The sequence below is a fragment of the Sphingobacterium ginsenosidimutans genome (assembly GCF_039536865.1).
Taxonomy (GTDB): Bacteria; Bacteroidota; Bacteroidia; order Sphingobacteriales; family Sphingobacteriaceae; genus Sphingobacterium; species Sphingobacterium detergens.
In genome coordinates this window covers 87627-106889 of the sequence record NZ_BAAAZK010000007.1, presented here as the reverse complement: position 1 = coordinate 106889, position 19263 = coordinate 87627, and the positions used below count along the sequence as shown (strand labels likewise).

General features: G+C 39.3%; 15 protein-coding genes. 8 read left to right on the top strand and 7 right to left on the bottom strand.

Features of this window, described 5'->3' with window-relative positions; translation table 11 throughout:
- Window positions 1-47 precede the first annotated feature (47 nt).
- Window positions 48-1343 (top strand): DEAD/DEAH box helicase, encoded by a 1296-nt coding sequence (locus ABFX33_RS12755; RefSeq protein ID WP_346086335.1) that lies wholly within the window; start codon window positions 48-50, stop codon window positions 1341-1343.
- Between the two features lie 156 nt (window positions 1344-1499).
- Here the strand turns inward: ABFX33_RS12755 and ABFX33_RS12750 are convergent, their stop codons facing one another.
- The 3 genes from ABFX33_RS12750 to recQ form a co-directional block, all read right to left on the bottom strand.
- Window positions 1500-2594 carry an SGNH/GDSL hydrolase family protein gene (locus ABFX33_RS12750; RefSeq protein WP_346086334.1) on the bottom strand — a complete coding sequence of 365 codons (1095 nt, stop codon included), beginning with the start codon at window positions 2592-2594 and terminating at the stop codon, window positions 1500-1502.
- An 80-nt stretch (window positions 2595-2674) separates the two neighbouring features.
- A complete protein-coding gene (gene kdsA / locus ABFX33_RS12745; protein ID WP_346086333.1) occupies window positions 2675-3490 on the bottom strand; it encodes a 3-deoxy-8-phosphooctulonate synthase in 816 nt (271 codons plus the stop codon).
- Window positions 3491-3508: 18 nt separating this feature from the next.
- A complete protein-coding gene (gene recQ, locus ABFX33_RS12740) occupies window positions 3509-5698 on the bottom strand; it encodes a DNA helicase RecQ (protein ID WP_346086332.1) in 2190 nt (729 codons plus the stop codon).
- Window positions 5699-5799: 101 nt separating this feature from the next.
- Between recQ and ABFX33_RS12735 the strand changes: the two genes are divergently transcribed.
- The 4 genes from ABFX33_RS12735 (at window position 5800) to ABFX33_RS12720 (ending at window position 8990) form a co-directional block, all read left to right on the top strand.
- Complete coding sequence (locus tag ABFX33_RS12735; protein ID WP_257089950.1) at window positions 5800-6765, top strand: KpsF/GutQ family sugar-phosphate isomerase; 966 nt, start codon at window positions 5800-5802, stop codon at window positions 6763-6765.
- A 98-nt stretch (window positions 6766-6863) separates the two neighbouring features.
- Window positions 6864-7238, top strand: a complete 375-nt coding sequence (locus ABFX33_RS12730) for a DUF1573 domain-containing protein (protein ID WP_077434338.1) — start codon at window positions 6864-6866, stop codon at window positions 7236-7238.
- Between the two features lie 96 nt (window positions 7239-7334).
- A complete protein-coding gene (locus tag ABFX33_RS12725; RefSeq protein WP_346086331.1) occupies window positions 7335-8534 on the top strand; it encodes a pyridoxal phosphate-dependent aminotransferase in 1200 nt (399 codons plus the stop codon).
- A 162-nt stretch (window positions 8535-8696) separates the two neighbouring features.
- Window positions 8697-8990 carry a hypothetical protein gene (locus ABFX33_RS12720; protein WP_120258025.1) on the top strand — a complete coding sequence of 98 codons (294 nt, stop codon included), beginning with the start codon at window positions 8697-8699 and terminating at the stop codon, window positions 8988-8990.
- A gap of 59 nt (window positions 8991-9049) precedes the next feature.
- Here ABFX33_RS12720 and cmk read toward each other — a convergent pair whose 3' ends face one another.
- The 3 genes from cmk to topA are packed head-to-tail and all read right to left on the bottom strand — an operon-like array spanning window position 9050 to window position 12560.
- On the bottom strand, window positions 9050-9745 hold the full coding sequence (cmk, locus tag ABFX33_RS12715) for a (d)CMP kinase (protein ID WP_346086330.1): 696 nt from the start codon (window positions 9743-9745) through the stop codon (window positions 9050-9052).
- Window positions 9745-10158, bottom strand: a complete 414-nt coding sequence (locus tag ABFX33_RS12710) for a hypothetical protein (protein WP_120258027.1) — start codon at window positions 10156-10158, stop codon at window positions 9745-9747. The genes cmk and ABFX33_RS12710 overlap by 1 nt, the downstream gene beginning before the upstream one ends.
- A 2-nt stretch (window positions 10159-10160) precedes the next feature.
- A complete protein-coding gene (gene topA, locus ABFX33_RS12705) occupies window positions 10161-12560 on the bottom strand; it encodes a type I DNA topoisomerase (RefSeq protein ID WP_346086329.1) in 2400 nt (799 codons plus the stop codon).
- A gap of 427 nt (window positions 12561-12987) precedes the next feature.
- On the opposite strand from topA, the gene ABFX33_RS12700 reads away from it, so the two are divergent.
- Window positions 12988-13833 (top strand): glycerophosphodiester phosphodiesterase family protein, encoded by an 846-nt coding sequence (locus ABFX33_RS12700; protein WP_346086328.1) that lies wholly within the window; start codon window positions 12988-12990, stop codon window positions 13831-13833.
- A gap of 91 nt (window positions 13834-13924) precedes the next feature.
- On the opposite strand, the gene ABFX33_RS12695 is transcribed toward ABFX33_RS12700, so the two are convergent.
- Window positions 13925-14740: a patatin-like phospholipase family protein gene (locus ABFX33_RS12695; protein ID WP_167457200.1), complete on the bottom strand. Its 816-nt coding sequence runs from the start codon at window positions 14738-14740 to the stop codon at window positions 13925-13927.
- Between the two features lie 110 nt (window positions 14741-14850).
- On the opposite strand from ABFX33_RS12695, the gene ABFX33_RS12690 reads away from it, so the two are divergent.
- Together ABFX33_RS12690 and smc are read left to right on the top strand one after the other, a co-directional pair.
- Window positions 14851-15555: a DsbA family oxidoreductase gene (locus tag ABFX33_RS12690; protein ID WP_257089946.1), complete on the top strand. Its 705-nt coding sequence runs from the start codon at window positions 14851-14853 to the stop codon at window positions 15553-15555.
- Between the two features lie 69 nt (window positions 15556-15624).
- A complete protein-coding gene (smc, locus tag ABFX33_RS12685; RefSeq protein ID WP_346086327.1) occupies window positions 15625-19167 on the top strand; it encodes a chromosome segregation protein SMC in 3543 nt (1180 codons plus the stop codon).
- Window positions 19168-19263: the final 96 nt, after the last annotated feature.

Here is a 19263-nt window from a genome sequence, read left to right as displayed (position 1 = left end):
TAAAAACTAAATGTGTATTTTTGCAACTTACATAAACTAAAGGATACGTGTCGTTAGAGAAACTAAAACTAAGCAAAAGATTGACTGCTACGATGACCGAGCTCGGTTATTTGGCTCCAAAGGAAGTTCAGAGTAGATGCATTTCCAGAATTCTTGGCGGACAGGATGTTATTGCGATTGCTCCTGAAGGAGCGGGCAAGACCACAACTTATGTATTATCAACCTTGATGAAATTAAAATTCACGGATGATGAAGCGCCTAAGTTTTTAATCTTGGCTCCCAATGAAGAACGCATCGACGAGATCGTTGAAAAATTCTACCAACTAAGCAAAAATAGAGATCTTCGTATTATTGGATTGCGTGCAGGGGGAAGTATGGAAGAAGAAATAGAAGAACTAGTTGCTGGAAAGGACATTGTAGTCGCGACACCGAACCGTGCAAGGGCAATCTATCTGAAATTAGCCCTCAATCTAAACCGTATCCAAACGTTAATTATTGATGATGCAGAAGAAATCATCAAACAGGGCATGCAAAATCCTGTAAGAGAACTAGCAGAAAGTTGTGGTAAAGTACAGCACCTGGTCTTCAGTACTGTTGAACATCAGAAGCTGTATGACATGATTGATAAGCATCTAAATGAGGATTATGCTGTGATTGAAGTGGATGAATTGGAGAATGAAACCATTGACACTTTAGATCTTTTATTGTACCATCTTCCCAATTTCACCACAAAAATCAATCTACTGAATTACCTTCTACAAGACAAAGAGGTTTTTCAAAAAGTGATTGTTTTTGTAAATTCAAAGCTTACCGCACAAAAGCTTGCTACTAGCCTATTTCAACAAGGGAAAGAGGAAATCGCTATTCTAAATCCGCTATTTTATGATGATTTTGGTTTTGAAACAACAGCAGATTTTATAGAGAGTGAGCAAACTCGTGTTTTGATCATTGCCCGGGAAAACACCAATGCAGTTGATCTCGCAAATATTCCTTTTATTTTTCAGTTTGAATTGCCAAATGAAAAAGAGGAATTTTTAAACCATTTAGTCAAAAATGACGAAAATGAGGACTCCGTGGTATTGACATTTACGACCGACCTTGAACTTCCGATGGTCAGAAAAATAGAACAGGCTGTGGGTAAACGAATGGATGTCCTGGATCTTCCTGAGGATCTGCAGATTTACAATCCCACAAGTGATAAAAAGAAAAAATCAACCAAGGAGGAACAAGAAGATAGTTCCCGTGGTGGAGCTTTTCACCAAAAGAAGGAAAGTAATGCCAAAACTTTCAATTATGGAGGTGGTGAAAAAGCAAAAATGACGATGAAATTGAAAAAGAAATAAATAAAAAAGGGAAGTTTAACTTCCCTTTTTTATTTAAATGTCAGCTTTTTATTGATTCTTTGAGGCATCGATGAGCTCGTTACGCTGAGTTTATTGATCAGAAAGAAAACCCCGGCGAGTTTCAAGGTTAGGACTGGCTGCAAACATATAATAGCTTTATTTCAACACCTTTTTTAACAACTTAATATAGGCATTTGCGATATGTTCCATCCCCTGATCGTTGGGGTGCGCATAATCTACTGTTGAGTTTAGGTCCAACCCCAGTTCCCCGCTCGATAGCATAAAAATCTGCCGAACACCCTGTGACTGTAATTTCTCGTAAGTTGCTTTCAGTACCCGGCTGCTTTGCTGATATTCTTTATTTTTGTCTTCGTTAAATACAGTATTGATATTTCCAGAACTATGCTGTGTCAATACGATCGGTGTTGTCGGATGTTCCTTTCTTAAAAAGGTAACCGCATTGACCAATAGCGAATCCAATTGTTTTTCGCTGAGTGATTTAGTAATCGCGAGATTGGGAATACAATCCAAAATATAACATGCGGCGTCCACCTGATTCATTACATTTAGGATAGGCTGTTCAAGACGACCGTTACCCGAAAAACATAAATTCAACATCTCGTTATTAACAGCTCTACCTACCTGACTTGTCCAGGCAAGACCCGGCCGGCTGGTACATGCCCCCTGTCCTATAGAAGTGCCATAGACCACGATAGGTTTCGAGGTAGCGGTATGTGTATATGTTAACTTCGCATCACTAGGAACACCTATTTTCAACCATTTAACCGTATTATATAAAGGCAGATACAAGCGATAGTTAAAGTTACTATTCTTGCCTATATTCTTCCAAGTATAAGAAATCGTGTCTGAAAAATCATAATTACCGTAAGCCCATTTCCAAACTTTATTCGTTGTATCATAGGCATAAAGATCCAGTCCACTCACACCGGTAGTAGGCATATGGGGCATATTCAATCCGCCGGAAACTTGATATTGCACTGTAATTTCCGAAGCTGATGTCCGAAAATCAATATAGAGTCCAGCAGAATTTTGTCCCAGTTCCCAGACTGGTTTGCGTACCTGCTTTTCCAGCTCATCCGGCAGTCGACCAAAAGCTGTAAGCTTCTGATTGTCAAGTCGGCCTTCAACATGTTTATCATCAAGAGGTGAAAACCAGGTATAATTTTGCTGTCCTTTGACAATCGAAAGCGAGAACAGCATCAAAGCGATGAGAGAAACTTTTGAAAACATACGATACTTTAGGTTTAAATTTGAATTGATTAAAAAAAGGAGCCTAATTGGCTCCTTTCTATTACGATTTATTTATTATACTATAAAATAGCTTGTCTTACACGTATTAGTTTTTCCATCAATCCTTCAAGTAGATCGAGGTGCAACATATTTGCTCCATCAGATTTTGCATTTGCAGGATCAGGATGGGTTTCTATAAATAGGCCATCGGCCCCAACAGCAATCGCCGCTTTGGCAATTGTTTCGATCAAGGCAGGCTTTCCACCTGTTACCCCTGAAGTCTGATTTGGCTGCTGAAGTGAATGTGTACAGTCCATTATAGTCGGCACATTAAAGGCACGCATTTCAGGAATTCCCCTATAGTCAACGATCAGATCCTGATAGCCAAATGTATTACCACGATCGGTCAAAAATACCTTTTCATTACCAGACTCTACAATCTTGTCTACGGCAAACTTCATGGATCCTGCACTTAAAAACTGTCCTTTTTTTACGTTAACGACTTTATTGGTTTTTGCTGCAGCGACCAATAAATCCGTTTGTCTACATAAAAATGCAGGAATTTGAAGAACATCTACATAGGCTGCTGCCATTTCCGCTTCATGACTTTCATGGATATCCGTTACTGTAGGAACGCCGAAGGTCTTCCCTACTTTCTCCAAAATTTTCAGCGCTTTTTCATCTCCGATACCCATAAAAGAATCCAAACGAGACCTGTTGGCCTTACGATATGAACCTTTAAAAATATAAGGGATATTGAGTTTATCTGTAATAGTAACAATCTTTTCAGCAATCCGCAAAGCAATTTCTTCCCCTTCAATTGCACATGGCCCTGCCATTAAAAAGAAATTCTGCGAAGTTCCATTCTTTATTTCAGGAATGTATTTGTTAATCATATGAATTATATAAAAATTTTAATTACCCAATTCCGATAAAAATTTGATACGCATCAATTGAAGGTCTTCAAAACTATAATCGTCTCCTCCTAATTCCTTAAGCGCATCATTGATCGAATCAGTTTCAGCTGTTTTAAAGTAATCGTACACTTCGTCCTGACGGTCTTCATCAATAATTTCGTCAATAAAATAATTGATATTTATCTTGGTACCGGCATTAACGATCGTTTCAATTTCCTTTAATATTTCCTCGTAGGTAATCCCCTTTGCAGCGGCAATATCATCCAGCGCAAGCTTGCGGTCAATATTTTGGATGATCGCCACTTTCAACGCAGATTTATTTGCTGTACTTTTGATAACTAGGTCTACAGGTCGGTCGATTTCATTTTCCTCCACATAGTCCTTGATCAGCGCAATAAAGGAAGCTCCAAATTTTATCGCCTTACCATTCCCTACCCCTTGAATCTGTTTTAATTCATCGATATTGACCGGATAATGTGTACACATTTCCTCTAAGGAAGGATCTTGGAAGATCACAAATGGTGGCAATGATTTACTCTTAGCGATCTTTTTACGCAGATCTTTGAGCATACCCAGTAAGGTCGTGTCGAGTGCTCCGGTCCCATGACCAGCCTCGTCTCCAGCCGTACTTTCTGCGCTCTCAATAGGGCGGTTTAAAACAAACTTTAACTGGTAAGGATTTTCTATATAATTCCGACCGATATCCGTTAATTTCAACAAACCATAGTGATCAATATCTTTCTCAACGAAGTTGTCCAATACGGCTTGTCGTAACAGTGATTTCCAATAGATAGTACCTTTTTCTTTTCCTGAACCAAATAGACGGTGTTCGTCATGTTTGTAGGAAGATACAGGTTGATTGTTCTGCCCGATCATCACGTTAATGACATGGTGATCGTCAAATTTTTCGCCCTGTTCTTTAATAAAGCCCAATACATCTTTTAGGGATTCTTCGGCTTCAAAATATTCTTTTTCCGAACGGCAATTATCGCACATGTTACTACAGCCCTTTTCGTCAAAGTTTTCTCCAAAATAATGAAGAATCTGTTTACGACGACAGACGGCAGATTCGGAATAATCGATGACTTCTTTCAGGATCTGTGTACCGATCTCACGTTCGGCCACAGGTTTATCTTTCATGAATTTTGTCAGCTTTTCAACATCTTTCTCCGAATAGAAAGCCAAACAATAGCCATCGCCCCCATCACGGCCAGCGCGCCCTGTTTCCTGGTAATAGCCTTCCATGGATTTTGGAATATCATGGTGGATAACATAACGGACATCCGGTTTGTCAATCCCCATACCAAAGGCGATTGTTGCGACAATCACTTCCACATCCTCCATCAAGAATTTATCTTGCGTATCAGCCCTTGTTTTCGCATCAAGGCCTGCGTGATATGGTAGCGCTTTAATACCGTTTAGGTTCAATACCTCGCTTATTTCTTCAACTTTCTTTCTGCTCAAGCAATAGACAATACCTGTTTTGCCTGGTTTTGTCTTGATAAAGCGCACAATTTCTTTGACCACGTCTTTTTTGGGACGTACCTCATAGTATAAATTGCTCCGATTGAATGATGATTTAAATAGCACAGCATCATTCATCTGTAAGTTTTTACGGATATCGGATTGCACTTTTGGAGTCGCTGTTGCTGTCAAAGCAATAATTGGAATATTAGCGCCTATCTCATTAATAACTTGACGTATTTTGCGGTATTCCGGTCTAAAATCATGTCCCCATTCTGAAATACAATGTGCTTCATCTACGGCAACAAAAGACACGGTAATCTGATGCAAGAACTCTACATTATCTTGCTTAGCAAGTGATTCTGGAGCTACATAGAGTAACTTGGTCTTTCCTGCAAGCACATCCTCCTTTACACGGGTGATTTCACTCTTGTTCAGTGAGGAGTTTAAAAAATGAGCGATACTGTCTTCGCCGCCAAACGCGCGAAGTTGATCTACTTGATTTTTCATTAAAGCAATCAACGGGGAAATTACAATTGCAGTTCCCTCACTCATGAGTGCTGGCAGTTGATAACAAATTGATTTCCCTCCCCCGGTTGGCATAATAACAAACGTATCCTTCTTTTGAAGAATGCTGGTTATAATAGCCTCTTGATCTCCTTTAAAAGTATCAAAACCAAAAAAATCCTGTAAATTGTCGAAAAGTGATTTTTCTATTTCCATTGCGCCTTGGGCAAAAATAAGATAGATAAATGAAGAAATAATCCTGAAAAATAATCTATTTTTGCAATCTATTCTAATACATAAAAGTAAGAGTATTTTTTGTGAAAAACAACTACGAAATAAAAAATATAGCTATTCAAGCTATTCAAGAAGAAGCCAAGGCAGTAGCTGCTCTGGCTCAATATATTGACGATGATTTTGTTACCGTTATAAATAAAATCCTGCATCTTCAGGGGCGAGTAATCGTCACAGGTATAGGAAAAAGTGCCATTATCGCACAAAAGATTGTTGCAACATTAAATTCGACAGGCACGCCTTCTATCTTTATGCATGCAGCTGATGCCATCCATGGGGATCTGGGTATTATCCAACAGCATGATTTAATTATTGCCATATCCAAAAGCGGTAATACACCTGAAATCAAGGTCTTGGTTCCATTTCTAAAACAAACGAAAAATACGTTGGTGGCTTTGGTTGGTAACACGGAGTCCTACTTGGCGAAAAATGCAGATTACATACTAAACACCACTGTTGAGAAAGAAGCTTGTCCAAATAATTTGGCACCAACCTCCAGCACAACGGCACAATTAGCTATGGGTGATGCTCTAGCTGTTGCGCTACAGGAATGTCGTGATTTTACAGACCAAGATTTTGCGAAGTACCACCCTGGTGGTGCCCTGGGCAAAAAGCTTTACTTAAAAGTGGCGGACTTATCTGATCAAAATGGTAAACCTAGCGTACAATTGGATGCTAACGTCAGAGATATTATCATCACTATCACCCATTTCAGACTGGGCGCAGTAGCTGTCTTAGACGGCGCGCAGATCCAGGGTATTATTACCGATGGGGATATCCGTCGCATGCTCGAAAGACATACTGACCTCGCAACGGTCAGTGCAGCGGATATTATGGGCAAATCACCAAAGGTGATCGATAAAAATGAACTTGCAGCCAATGCGCTTCATATCATGCGGGAAAACAACATCACGCAATTATTGGTATCAGATCAAGGAAACTATGATGGGGTGATCCATATCCAAGATCTGCTTAAAGAGGGGATAATCTAACTGTAATAAAGTTGTTAGATGTGTAATAAATTGACAATAAATATTACATTTGGCATATCAGTTGTACTAGTTTAATCACAAAGTAATATCTTAGAAGCATGAAAAAGTATATAACAATCTTAGCAGTGATCATTTCCTTTATCGGTTTTTCGTCTATGCAAGCTGGACAAGGGGAATTTAAATTTGAAAAAGAAACACATGATTTCGGCAAGATTCCGGCTGGAACACCTGTATCATATAATTTTAAATTTTCAAACACAGGCAGTGAGCCTATTATCATTTCGAATGTAGTCCCGACTTGTGGTTGTTCGGTAGCCGAGTTCACTAAAACTCCAATCAAACCAGGAGAAACAGGAACAATCAAGGTAACTTATAACGCCGCGGCCAAAGCGCCATTTACCAAAAGTTTTACGGTACAATCGAATACCAAAACACCTGTAAAGACGCTTTATATTAAAGGGATTGTGGAATAAAAATCCAACAGATAAAACGAAAAAAGCCACATCTAGATGTGGCTTTTTTCGTTTTATTTTGGTTAGCTTTGCACAACTAATTTTAAAAAAACTATAATGCCAGTAATATCAGAAAAAGGGCTAAATATGCCTGCGTCACCCATCAGAAAACTGACGCCTTATGCTGATCAAGCAAAAAAAGAAGGTAAAAAAATATACCACTTAAATATCGGGCAACCAGATATCCAAACACCTGAAATTATGCTTAATGCTTTGAAAAATATTGATTTCAAAGTATGGGCTTATACACCTTCTGAAGGTACCGCCACCTACCGAAAAAAATTAGCCGAGTATTATAACAAGCTAAATTACAATATTGAACCTACTGACATCCTGGTAACCAATGGTGGCTCAGAAGCGATCACAATCACCATGCAAGCCTGCTTAAATGAAGGTGAGGAAGTGATTATCCCAGAACCGTTTTATGCAAACTACAATGGTTTTGCCTGTTCTTCGGACATTGTGATCAAACCGATCATGTCTTATATTGAAAGTGGATTTGCACTACCTTCCATTGCTGAATTTGAGAAAGTAATTACCGAGAAAACCAAAGCAATCTGCATCTGTAATCCCAACAATCCGACAGGTTATCTTTATTCGAGAGAAGAGCTGGAAGCATTAAGAGAGCTTTGTCTGAAATATGATCTCTATCTTTTCTCCGATGAGGCTTATCGCGAATTTTGTTACGATGGCAGAGAGTTTATATCTCCGATGCACTTGGAAGGCCTCGAGAATAATGTTGTTATCTTTGATACGGTTTCAAAACGTTATTCAGCATGTGGTGCCCGTATAGGCTGTATTATCACCAAAAATAAAGAATTATATCAGACGGCATTGAAGTTTGCTCAGGCACGCCTAAGTCCATCTTTGGAGGGACAAATTGCCGGCGAAGCTGCTGTGGATACTCCAGACAGCTACTTTGAGGCAGTATCTAAAGAATATACGGCCAGAAGAGATGCATTGGTCAGTGGATTAAATGCAATTGATGGTGTATACTCTCCTAATCCGGGAGGTGCATTTTATGTGGTTGCTAAGTTGCCGATCGACAACGCGGATAGATTCTGCCAATGGATATTGGAGGAGTTTTCCTACAATAACGAAACGGTCATGATGGCTCCGGCAACAGGATTCTATAGCACAGAAGGTGCCGGAACCAATGAGGTTCGCCTAGCTTACGTCCTGAATCAAAATGATCTTAAAAACGCATTGATCTGTTTGGAGAAAGCACTAGAAGTATATCCAGGAAGAACGATTTAAAAAAACAACAATTATATGTTGTTAGAGCCAGTCCCTTTTTTGGACTGGCTTTTTTATGCCTCAGCGCTATCATAAGGGCAGTTTTCTTATCAATTTTAAAAAAAACAAAACAAACTTTCTAGCGACATTGTTCTTATTACAGTATAACTAAAGATATTGCATATGGATAAATTGAAGAAATTCCAATTGATGGAAAAAATAGCGAGAGAATTAGAAGATGTCAGAAATAGCCAACAAGCTGTTTTAGAAAAGATAGGCAAAATCGAAGTTGATAACATCGAACTCGGTGATAAGAAGATTGAACAGACAATTCCCGAAATCTATCAACGTACAGCAGATAATTCAGACGCTATCAAAGCGCTTCTGGAATCTTTTCAAGAACAGACAGCAGAGTTTGGTGAGAAAAACAATGTAGAAAAGTTATTGGAGCAACAACAAATCAATAGTATAAAATAGTTGTCTTCAAAATACAAAAAATGCCGATTTTTCAATCGGCATTTTTTGTTATATCGCGTTTAAGCTTGTATTCTTGCTGCTTTGACTTTCAGATACTCCTCTTCAACAAAATGTAGTTGTTGTTCTGGAGTCAAATTTGAGTTATCCAATACGATAGCATCTTCGGCTTGTCGCAGTGGGCTCTCAGCGCGTGTACTATCAATACGATCCCGATTGGCAAGATTTTCAACAACCTCTTCGAGTGTGACATCCTCCCCTTTCTCGGTCAATTCCAGGTATCTTCTAGCTGCCCTAACTTTCGGATCTGCAGTCATAAAGATCTTCAGATCGGCATCAGGGAAAACGGTAGTACCAATATCCCGGCCATCCATAATAATATTTCTCCGGCTACCCAATTTTTGTTGTTGCGCCACCATTGCGGTTCGTACTGCTTTAATTGCACTTACATCACTGACTTTATCAGAAATGTACATTTGACGGATTTCTTCCGAAATATCTTCATCATTGAGGTGAATCTCCGTTTTGACAGCATTTGGAATAAAGTCAATATGGATCTCATTTAATGCCTGATCAATTGCTTCCTGATCATCCAGTGCAATAGTATGACGAATAAAATAAAGCGTTACCGCTCTGTACATCGCGCCGCTGTCAATAAAGGCAAATTTCAGCTTTTTAGCTAAAGCTTTGGCAAGCGTACTTTTTCCACAAGAGGAAAAGCCATCTATGGCGATAATAAAATTGTGTCTTCCACTCATTATTCATTTCCTCCTATGATGACACCGGGCTTATTCACTAAAGGTACTTTAGTTAAATTACCATCCACGATGCTTTCTGGTAAAAAGATATATTTTTTATCGTAAATAATATTGTCAATATAAAAGCTCAACCAATATTCGTTGGTTAGCCCAAATACCTGCTCATCGATCGCTTCAACCCGATCAAAGGATTTAGGCTCTATATTTCCGATGAAATGCCGTAATGTTGTTGTGGTGACCTGTCTCCCATCCTTTTCACCATACCCTTTTGAACTGATCAGCACATTCTGTATTGCGATATTCTTATCGTTGATAACATACACTGTCCAGTTTTTCGTCTCCACGGTCTCGCCCTCCAAAACCACGGCTATCATGATATCTTTTACTATATTTTCTGGCAAATCTGCTTTCATCCTTATTTAGACTTTGTCGTTTTCTTAGCTGGAGCCTTCTTTGCTGTTGCTTTTTTAGCAACTGTTTTCTTTTCGGCAGTTTTTGCTTTCACGGCTTTCCCCTTCGGAGCATCCGCTTCGGCCCACTTCAACACATCTTCGTAGCTGATCTTTTCGATTTCCGTTCCTTTCGGAATTTTCAAATTCTGCTTACCAAAACGAATAAACGGTCCCCAACGGCCTTGTTCAATCTGCGCATCCGGATTTTCATCGAAAACGCGGATCACTTTTTCAATATCTTTCTGACGTTTTTCTTGAATGATCTGAATGCATTCCTCTTCGGTTACATCCAAAGGATCTACTCCTTTTGGCAAGGAATAGAAAGCCGAGTTATGACGGATATAAGGCCCAAATCGACCAATAGCAACGGTCATTTCCTTTTCTTCAAATACCCCAACTTTTTTGGGCAATTTGAATAACTCCATCGCATCCTCAAAGGTGATTGTTTCAATCATCTGTCCTTTACGTAGGGATGCAAATCGAGGTTTTTCTTCGTCATCAGGAGAACCGATCTGAACCAAAGGCCCAAATTTCCCAATACGTACAGAGACTGGTTTACCTGAAACCGGATCTACACCTAGCTCACGCTCATTGTTGGCCCGATCAGCATTCTCCAATGTATCTTCAACTTCAGAGTGAAACGGCCCATAGAAATCGTGCAACATTTTTGTCCATTCGGTCAATCCATGTGCAATATCGTCAAACTCTTTCTCCACATTCGCAGTAAAGTGAAAGTCTACAATACCATTGAAATGCTCTACAAGAAAATCATTCACAACAATACCGATATCCGTTGGGAACATTTTCCCTTTTTCTGCTCCTGTTATTTCCGTCTTAGTGACAGCTTTTAATTCCGTGTTCTCTAGTGTCAACACACGATAATCACGTGATCGCCCCTCTCTTTCTTCTTTCACAACATAGCCACGATTTTGGATCGTAGAAATTGTTGGTGCATAGGTCGAAGGTCTTCCGATACCCAGTTCCTCTAATTTCTTCACCAATGCAGCCTCAGTATAACGTGCCGGAGGTCTTGTAAAACGTTCCGTCGCAGACATACTTTTTAAGGTCAGTTGTAAACCAACTGTCAATGGTGGAAGGATTGCATTATCACTGTCCTCATCAAGGGTTGTCTCCTGATCATCATCTACAGATTCCATATAGACTTTCAGAAAACCATCAAATTTCATCACCTCACCCGAAGCGTTTAAATCTTCTGAACGTGTAGAAATCGAAATTTTCGCTAGTGTCCGCTCAAATTCAGCTTCACTCATTTGGGAAGCAATTGCCCGCTTCCAAATCAGTTCGTACAATCGCTTTTCAGCAGAATCGCCTTCAATGGTATGTTCAGAAAAATAAGTAGGACGTATAGCCTCGTGCGCTTCCTGTGCGCCCGAAGTTTTTGTTTTATATCTTCTTACTTTATGGTATTGGTTACCATATGCCGATTTAATTTCTTTTTCAGCTGCGTCTATTGCAGTATCACTCAAATTGACTGAGTCGGTACGCATATAGGTGATACGTCCGGACTCATACAGACGCTGGGCAACTTGCATGGTACGTGCCACAGAGAATCCAAGTTTTCTACTCGCTTCCTGTTGTAAGGTAGAAGTAGTAAATGGAGCTGCTGGCGAACGTTTCGATGGTTTTGTCTCCAGATTTTTAACGGAGAACAAAGCCGCCTTACAGTCTTCCAAAAATTGTGTAGCCTCCGCTTCTGTCGCAAATCGTTGTGGAAGTTCAGCTTTAAAACTATCTTTAACCTTACCTGTATGAAAGAAAGCAACGATCTTAAACGCAGCCTCAGGTTCAAATTTGTTAATCTCACGTTCCCTGTCGACGATCAACCTCACGGCAACAGATTGCACACGGCCCGCAGATAAAGATGGTTTCACCTTTTTCCATAAAACGGGTGACAACTCAAAGCCCACCAATCGATCTAATACGCGTCTCGCCTGTTGTGCGTTAACGAGATTATAATCTATTTTACGGGGATTGTCGATGGCTTTTAGTATGGCTGGTTTCGTGATCTCATGAAACACAATACGTTTAGTACTTTCATCTTTCAGTCCCAATGTCTCAAATAAATGCCAAGAGATAGCTTCCCCCTCCCGGTCCTCATCGGATGCGAGCCATACAGTTTCTGCTGCCTTAGCTAATTTTTTCAGCTCGCTTACGACAGCCTTTTTATCAGAGGGAACTTCGTACTTCTGTTCGAAATTATTCTCTGTATTAATTGCATCATCGGTTTTCACCAGGTCACGGATATGTCCATAACTTGACTTTACCAAAAAATCACTACCTAAATATCCTTCTATCGTTTTTGCTTTCGCTGGAGACTCAACTATCAATAAATTTTTCGCCATCTAATTTGAGATTTGTGCAAATAAAGGGAATTCTAAAAGGAATGACAATAATTTCTTGCAAAAAAGACAAAAAAAATAGATTTCGCCTTAACATATAAGTGTACTATCCGATTTTCGATTCCGCTGTAATCGTTCCGAAAAGGCTTTCTTCTTGTAAAGAATGATATTTAACAGACCTTTAAAACTTCGTTTTTCTTCACTTCAATAATTTCAACGATTCATTTTAGTTTGTTCTGTTTCGAAAACACATTCGAAAAAAGATAAAATCAAGCATGCGAAACCTTCAAAGTAAAATAGGTTATGTATATTCGCCTATTCAAAACGGGGTAATTCACCCTTATTTTGTTTAAATATAATAATAATGAAAAGAAGTCTTCTTAGAATAGCCTTTTTTGGTCTGCTATTATCATCTGTGTCTTGTTCAGTTATGAAAGATTCCCAAAAAACAACCAACAGCTTCCCTAAACTCAGTTTGGAAGCACATCGTGGCGGACGTGGCCTCTACCCCGAAGAATCTATTGCTGCCATGAAAAATGCAATTGATCTGCCCCGGGTAACAACACTGGAAATGGATTGTCACATTACAAAAGATCGGAAAGTCGTTGTTTTTCACGACGATTATCTCAATCCCAAATTTGTATTAAAACCAGATGGCACTGAGATTTCCGAAAAAGATAAATCATTGAAAATATATGCAATGAACTATAAAGACCTGATCAAGTACGATATTGGTTCCAAATTTTATAAGGAGTTTCCAGAACAGAAAAAACAAGTTACGCGTATTGCAAAACTCGCCGACCTCATCGATAGTACAGAAGCCTATGCCCTCCAAAAGAGAACAGCGCCTATGTTTTATAATATTGAGGTGAAAAGTAAAGAGGATAAAGACGGCATCTATCATCCCAGAGTAGAAGAATTCGTTGATTTAATGGTACAGGTGATCACAGAGAAAAAAATTGCAGCTCGTACCATCATTCAATCCTTTGATATTCGGGCAGTCAAGTATCTAAACAAAGCCTACCCACAATTAAAAGTTTCTTATCTTATCGATGGCAACTATACAAAAAATGCACAGGAGACAATCGCAGCATTAGGTTTTACTCCTTTCATCATTAGCCCACACTATAAGCTGGTGACCAGCGAATTTGTCAAACAATACCATAAAGCAAATGTCAAGGTAATTCCGTGGACAGTAAATAATAAAACAGAGATTGAGCAATTGAAGGTACTGAAAGTAGATGGAATTATCAGTGACTATCCCAATCTGTTTTAATCCTTGATTTCTTGACAACGATCAAAGAGCTCCCTGTTCAATTCTTGATGATCTAAATATGAAAGACCAAAATAGAGTAGTGCACAGTGCACTACTCTATTTTGGTCTTACTTTTAAGGGCTTTATCAATGTATTCCCTGCCTTTTTGAACTAAAAACTCTGCACGGTGGTAGTCCCACAAATTACAGATGTTATAAGGGATGTTGACAACAACATCCGGACGATAGAGATCAATAATCATACGGCTCATTTTTCTGCGCATCACATAATAGGAAGCTTGTAGAATATCCAGCGAATTTGAGGTTTTTGTATCCAATTTTTTGATAACAGAATACTGTTTATCCGGTTTTGATTCCAGATTGACCGCTATAATTAAATTTTCTTTTCGTGTGACGTGGTTGATGGGTAATGGATTGAGAACTCCGCCATCCACATAGACATGCGTGTCTTCCTCTACTGCTGTAAAAACAGCCGGTATTGCAATAGAAGCCCGTATTGCGTCATACATACTTCCAAAATCGAGTACGACTTCTTTTTCATAATTCAGATCAGTAGCAACAGCCTTGAATAAAATAGGAAACGTTTCTATATTCGCATCGGGAATAACCGATTTCAAGGCATTAAAAACCTTAATCCCTTTCATCATTCCCAGACCCTTCCAGCTGAAATCCATCATATTGAAAACCGATTTCTTTGTTAGATTATGCATCCAGTCTTCCAGCACATCCATCTTTCCCTGGGCATAAATTCCGCCGACCAATGCGCCAATGGAACAACCCACAATTTCATCGATCTCAAAGCCCATTTCCTCTAGTTTGCGGATAATACCGATATGTACCAATCCTCTCGCTCCCCCGCCCCCGAGGACGAGTGTTACTTTACGATTTAAAAAATCTTTCTCTGACATATACTTAGACCTGCAATATAATGATGTTGACATTGACCCAACAATGTAATCCGATAATCACCGTTATTATATGTATTTTTGATTACAATATACGGAGTAAAATAAGAAATATGAAAATAGAAATTTGGTCGGACATCATTTGTCCGTTTTGTTATATTGGCTTGACAAAGCTTGAGTCGGCCCTACAGGAAGTTGAGCAAGATGTACAAGCAGAGATTACCTGGAAATCCTATCAGCTCAATCCAGAATTTCCCGAAGACGCTCCGGGAATGCCAACCTACGATTACCTTGTCCGTACAAAAGGGATGAGTATGGATGATGTCGTGGCAATGACGGCACAACTCAGTGCGCAAGGTAAAGAACTTGGTATCGCATTAAACTTTGATAAAGCAATTGTCGTCAATACCAAAAAAGCACATCGTCTTCTTCATTTTGCGCAGACCCATCAAAAAGGAACTGCTTTGAAAAAATCATTATTCAAAGCCCATTTTACCGACGGTTTAGATGTCAACGATAATGCAACCCTTGTTGAACTGGCGAAACAAGTAGGTCTCCCTGTTGAAGCGGTTCAGGAGCTTTTAGCGTCTGACAACTATGCTTACGATGTCAGTCAGGACATTCAGGAAGGTGTCAACCTCGGTCTTCGTGGTGTACCATTCTTTGTCTTTGACCGGAAGTATGCAATTCCCGGTGCACAACCTATGGAAGTTTTTCACAATACGATCAAAGAGTGTTTGGCAAGCCAATCCGTCCCATTACAACAAAGAGGTGAAGAAGGGCCTTCTTGCGATCCTGAAACAGGAAAATGTGAGTAAAGAAAGAAAAAAGTTTTATTTTAATTTACTATTTTCGCAAGCTTATAACGACAAACAAATTTGGTATAAATGCAGTTAACCAAACTAGAAATAAAGGGATTTAAGAGTTTCGGAGACAAGATCACGATCAACTTCAATGACGGTGTTACCGCGATTGTCGGACCAAATGGATGTGGGAAATCCAATGTGGTGGATGCAATACGCTGGGTACTTGGTGAACAAAGTACAAAGATGCTGCGTTCGGATAAAATGGAAAACATTATTTTTAACGGAACAAAGAACAGAAAACCAGCTAATCTTGCGGAAGTTTCCTTGACCTTCAATAATAACAATAATATCCTCCCAACAGAATTCTCTACTGTTACGGTAACACGTAAACTATTCCGAAATGGGGATAGTGAGTATCGTTTGAATGATGTAAAATGTCGTTTAAAAGATATCACGGATTTATTTTTGGATACAGGGGTCGGTGCAGATAGTTATTCCATCATCGAGTTGAAAATGATCGATGAGATCATCAATAACAAAGACAATTCACGTAGAAATCTTTTTGAGGAAGCATCCGGTATTTCAAAATACAAGGTGCGCAAAAAACAGACACTAACAAAATTAAAAGATACGGAAGCTGACCTCAGCCGGGTAGACGATTTGCTCTATGAGATCACGAAAAATCTTAAATCGTTAGAAAATCAAGCTAAAAAGGCGGAGAAATATACCCTACTCAAGCAGGAATATCGCCAAAGTAGCATTGATCTTGCTTATTATAGAATTGCTGATTTCTCGACTGAACTTGATCGACTTCAAACGCAGGAATCTAAAGTCCAAAAGGATTCCGCAAATTCCCAGCAATTAATTCTCCATGCGGAAACTGAACTTCAATCACTGCGTCAGGTAAATTTGGAGCAGGAGAAGAACCTTTCTGTACAACAAAAGGCTACACAAGAATTTGTTAACAAAATCCGTGGCTATGAATCGGAAAAGAAGATCAAAAATGAGAAAGTCAAAAATCTTCAGGATAAAGAAAATCGATTAAATCTTGATGTCAATAGCGACAAGCAACAACTGAATCACGTCCTTTATACCATTAAAAGACTGAATGAGGAGCTATTTGATGAACAGAATAAACTTGATTCACTCAAAGACAATCTGGAATCCAATAAATCTGAGGTAGATGCCCTGAGGGGTCAACAACAATCTGCCAAGGGGAAATTGGATATCTTCAACAAAAGCAATGCGGAACTTCAGGCTAAGATTTATAAACTCGAGAAGGATCTCGCTGTTTTTAATATCCAAAAAGAAGCCCTTCTTCAGGAAGCTGTCCGCAACAATGTGGATACCGAATCGAAGGAAGCAGAATTACAGCAATTTAACAGTGCTGTAGCGGAATTGGAAGGTCGTGTTGAAGCGCAGCAGTTGCAGTATGATTCGTCCAATCAACTGGAGGAAGAACTGCAAATGCAGATCCTTCAATGTCAGACAAATTTGGAGGAGTTTAAAGCACAACTTGCGAAAGACCTTAGATTGGTTGATGCCAAACAGAATGAATATAATCTGACAAAATCCCTTATTGACAATTTAGAGGGTTTCCCAGATTCTATTCGATTCTTGAAGAAAAATGCGGGTTGGAAAAAGCAGCCACCGCTCTTCTCCGATGTGCTATTTTGCCAGGAAGACTATCGTGTTGCAATTGAAAATTACCTGGAACCGATCATGAACCATTATGTTGTCGAGACCCAACAGGATGCCGTACAGGCCATCCAGTTATTGAGCGACGCCGCAAAAGGCCGTGCCAATTTCTTTGTTCTGGATGCCATAGATACAACCGTTAAACAGCCCCTTCCTTCACATGACAATCTCATGTCCGCTCTGGATGTGATCACTGTGGATGAAAAATATAAAGCGCTTTGTACCCTACTCCTTCAGCATGTCTTTATTTTAAAGCAGGAAGGCGAAAAGGAAATGGAGCAGAAACTTCCTGAAGCTGGACAGGTCATCCTACAGAAGAATGGCCGTTACGCCAAGCATCATTTAGGCCTTTCGGGCGGATCGGTCGGATTATTCGAAGGAAAACGTATCGGCAGAGCGAAAAACCTGGAGGTTCTCTCACAGGAAATTAAAGCGCTTAATCTGGAGATTGCAAAACTTGAAGACAAAATAACGGCTGAAACAGCACGTGTGGAGACTTTGCGTGGCAACTCCCAAAAAGAACTTATTGATGAACTACGTTTTCAACTGAACAGACTCAACAATGAGTTGATTACGGTAAAAACCAAACAGGAGCAATATCAAGCTTTCATCAACAATTCGCAAATACGGAAAAAAGATATCCAGGAAAAAATTGCAACTATCGAGTCGGATCTTACGGTTGCCGAACCTCAGCTTCAGGAATTACGTATAGAAAAAGATCAAAGTGTAACTGAACTTTCCGAATTACAGGATCAATTCCATGAAATTTCAGAAATATTAAACGAAAAATCCATTGCCTATAATCAGGAAAATATCAGTTATCATCAACAACTGAATAAAGTCGCTAATATTAGCAAGGATCTCGAATTCAGAGAGACCCAAAAAGATGATCATGAAATCCGTATCGAGCGAAATAGTATTGAACTCGTTGAAGTACAGGAAGCATTGCGAACTACGATTCCATTTGAGGACGAAGAAGATGCAGATCTTATTGCTATGTATGAGCAGAAGATTTCATTGGAAGACGGCCTAAAAGAGCTAGAGGAAACGTATTATGCGGACAAGCAACAGATCAATAATCTGGAAGATTCATTGACGCAGCAACGCCGCTCAAAAGAACAGAGTGACTTTCTTATCGGTGAGATTAAGGATAAGAAAACAGCCTTACAAATTGATCTCAATGCACTAAAAGAACGTCTATCGGTCGAATTTAATATCGAATTGAAAGATCTGATCGAACGTGAGGATGTACCTGAAATAGCCGAAGATCAATCCAGTTTAGTGACAAAATGCAGCAAACTCAAAAAGCAGCTCGATGAGTTTGGAACGATCAATTTAATGGCCAAAGAGGCCTTTGATGAGATGAATGAGCGTTATGACTTTATCAATAAGGAAAAAGCAGATCTGATCGAAGCAAAAGGTTCATTAATGGCAACAATCAAAGAAATAGATGATACCGCAAAGGTGCAGTTTATGTTTACCTTCAATGCTGTACGGGACAATTTTGTTAAAGTATTCCGTTCATTATTCAATGAAGAAGACAGCTGTGATCTCGTTTTGACTGATCCAAGCAATCCATTGGATTCGGATATTGATATCATAGCTCAGCCAAAAGGAAAACGCCCATTATCCATCAACCAGCTATCGGGTGGTGAGAAAACCTTGACCTCTACGGCATTGTTATTTTCCTTGTATCTGTCAAAGCCGGCACCTTTCTGTATTTTTGATGAGGTGGATGCTCCGCTGGATGATACCAATATTGATAAATTCAACAATATCATTCGTGATTTTTCCAAAAACTCACAGTTTATTGTTGTATCCCATAATAAGAAAACAATCGCAAGTACAGATATTATCTATGGCGTGACCATGGTTGAACAAGGTGTATCGCGTGTAGTTGCAGTAGATTTAAGAGAAGTAGCTTAACGTTATTTTATTTAAAAGAATAGTAAAGCCCTACAAGCAAATTGTAGGGCTTTTTTACGCCACATCATATTCCCCTCTTTAAGTTAGGCTTTTTGA

What these genes read in the sequence shown, in the direction of transcription:
- ABFX33_RS12700 (WP_346086328.1), top strand. Translation starts at nt 12,988, where the DNA reads ATGAAAGATTCCCAAAAAACAACCAACAGCTTCCCTAAACTCAGTTTG.
- ABFX33_RS12695 (WP_167457200.1), bottom strand. Translation starts at nt 14,740, where the DNA reads ATGTCAGAGAAAGATTTTTTAAATCGTAAAGTAACACTCGTCCTCGGG.
- topA (WP_346086329.1), bottom strand. Translation starts at nt 12,560, where the DNA reads ATGGCGAAAAATTTATTGATAGTTGAGTCTCCAGCGAAAGCAAAAACG.
- ABFX33_RS12725 (WP_346086331.1), top strand. Translation starts at nt 7,335, where the DNA reads ATGCCAGTAATATCAGAAAAAGGGCTAAATATGCCTGCGTCACCCATC.
- cmk (WP_346086330.1), bottom strand. Translation starts at nt 9,745, where the DNA reads ATGAGTGGAAGACACAATTTTATTATCGCCATAGATGGCTTTTCCTCT.
- ABFX33_RS12710 (WP_120258027.1), bottom strand. Translation starts at nt 10,158, where the DNA reads ATGAAAGCAGATTTGCCAGAAAATATAGTAAAAGATATCATGATAGCC.
- ABFX33_RS12720 (WP_120258025.1), top strand. Translation starts at nt 8,697, where the DNA reads ATGGATAAATTGAAGAAATTCCAATTGATGGAAAAAATAGCGAGAGAA.
- ABFX33_RS12750 (WP_346086334.1), bottom strand. Translation starts at nt 2,594, where the DNA reads ATGTTTTCAAAAGTTTCTCTCATCGCTTTGATGCTGTTCTCGCTTTCG.
- kdsA (WP_346086333.1), bottom strand. Translation starts at nt 3,490, where the DNA reads ATGATTAACAAATACATTCCTGAAATAAAGAATGGAACTTCGCAGAAT.
- ABFX33_RS12730 (WP_077434338.1), top strand. Translation starts at nt 6,864, where the DNA reads ATGAAAAAGTATATAACAATCTTAGCAGTGATCATTTCCTTTATCGGT.
- recQ (WP_346086332.1), bottom strand. Translation starts at nt 5,698, where the DNA reads ATGGAAATAGAAAAATCACTTTTCGACAATTTACAGGATTTTTTTGGT.
- ABFX33_RS12690 (WP_257089946.1), top strand. Translation starts at nt 14,851, where the DNA reads ATGAAAATAGAAATTTGGTCGGACATCATTTGTCCGTTTTGTTATATT.
- smc (WP_346086327.1), top strand. Translation starts at nt 15,625, where the DNA reads ATGCAGTTAACCAAACTAGAAATAAAGGGATTTAAGAGTTTCGGAGAC.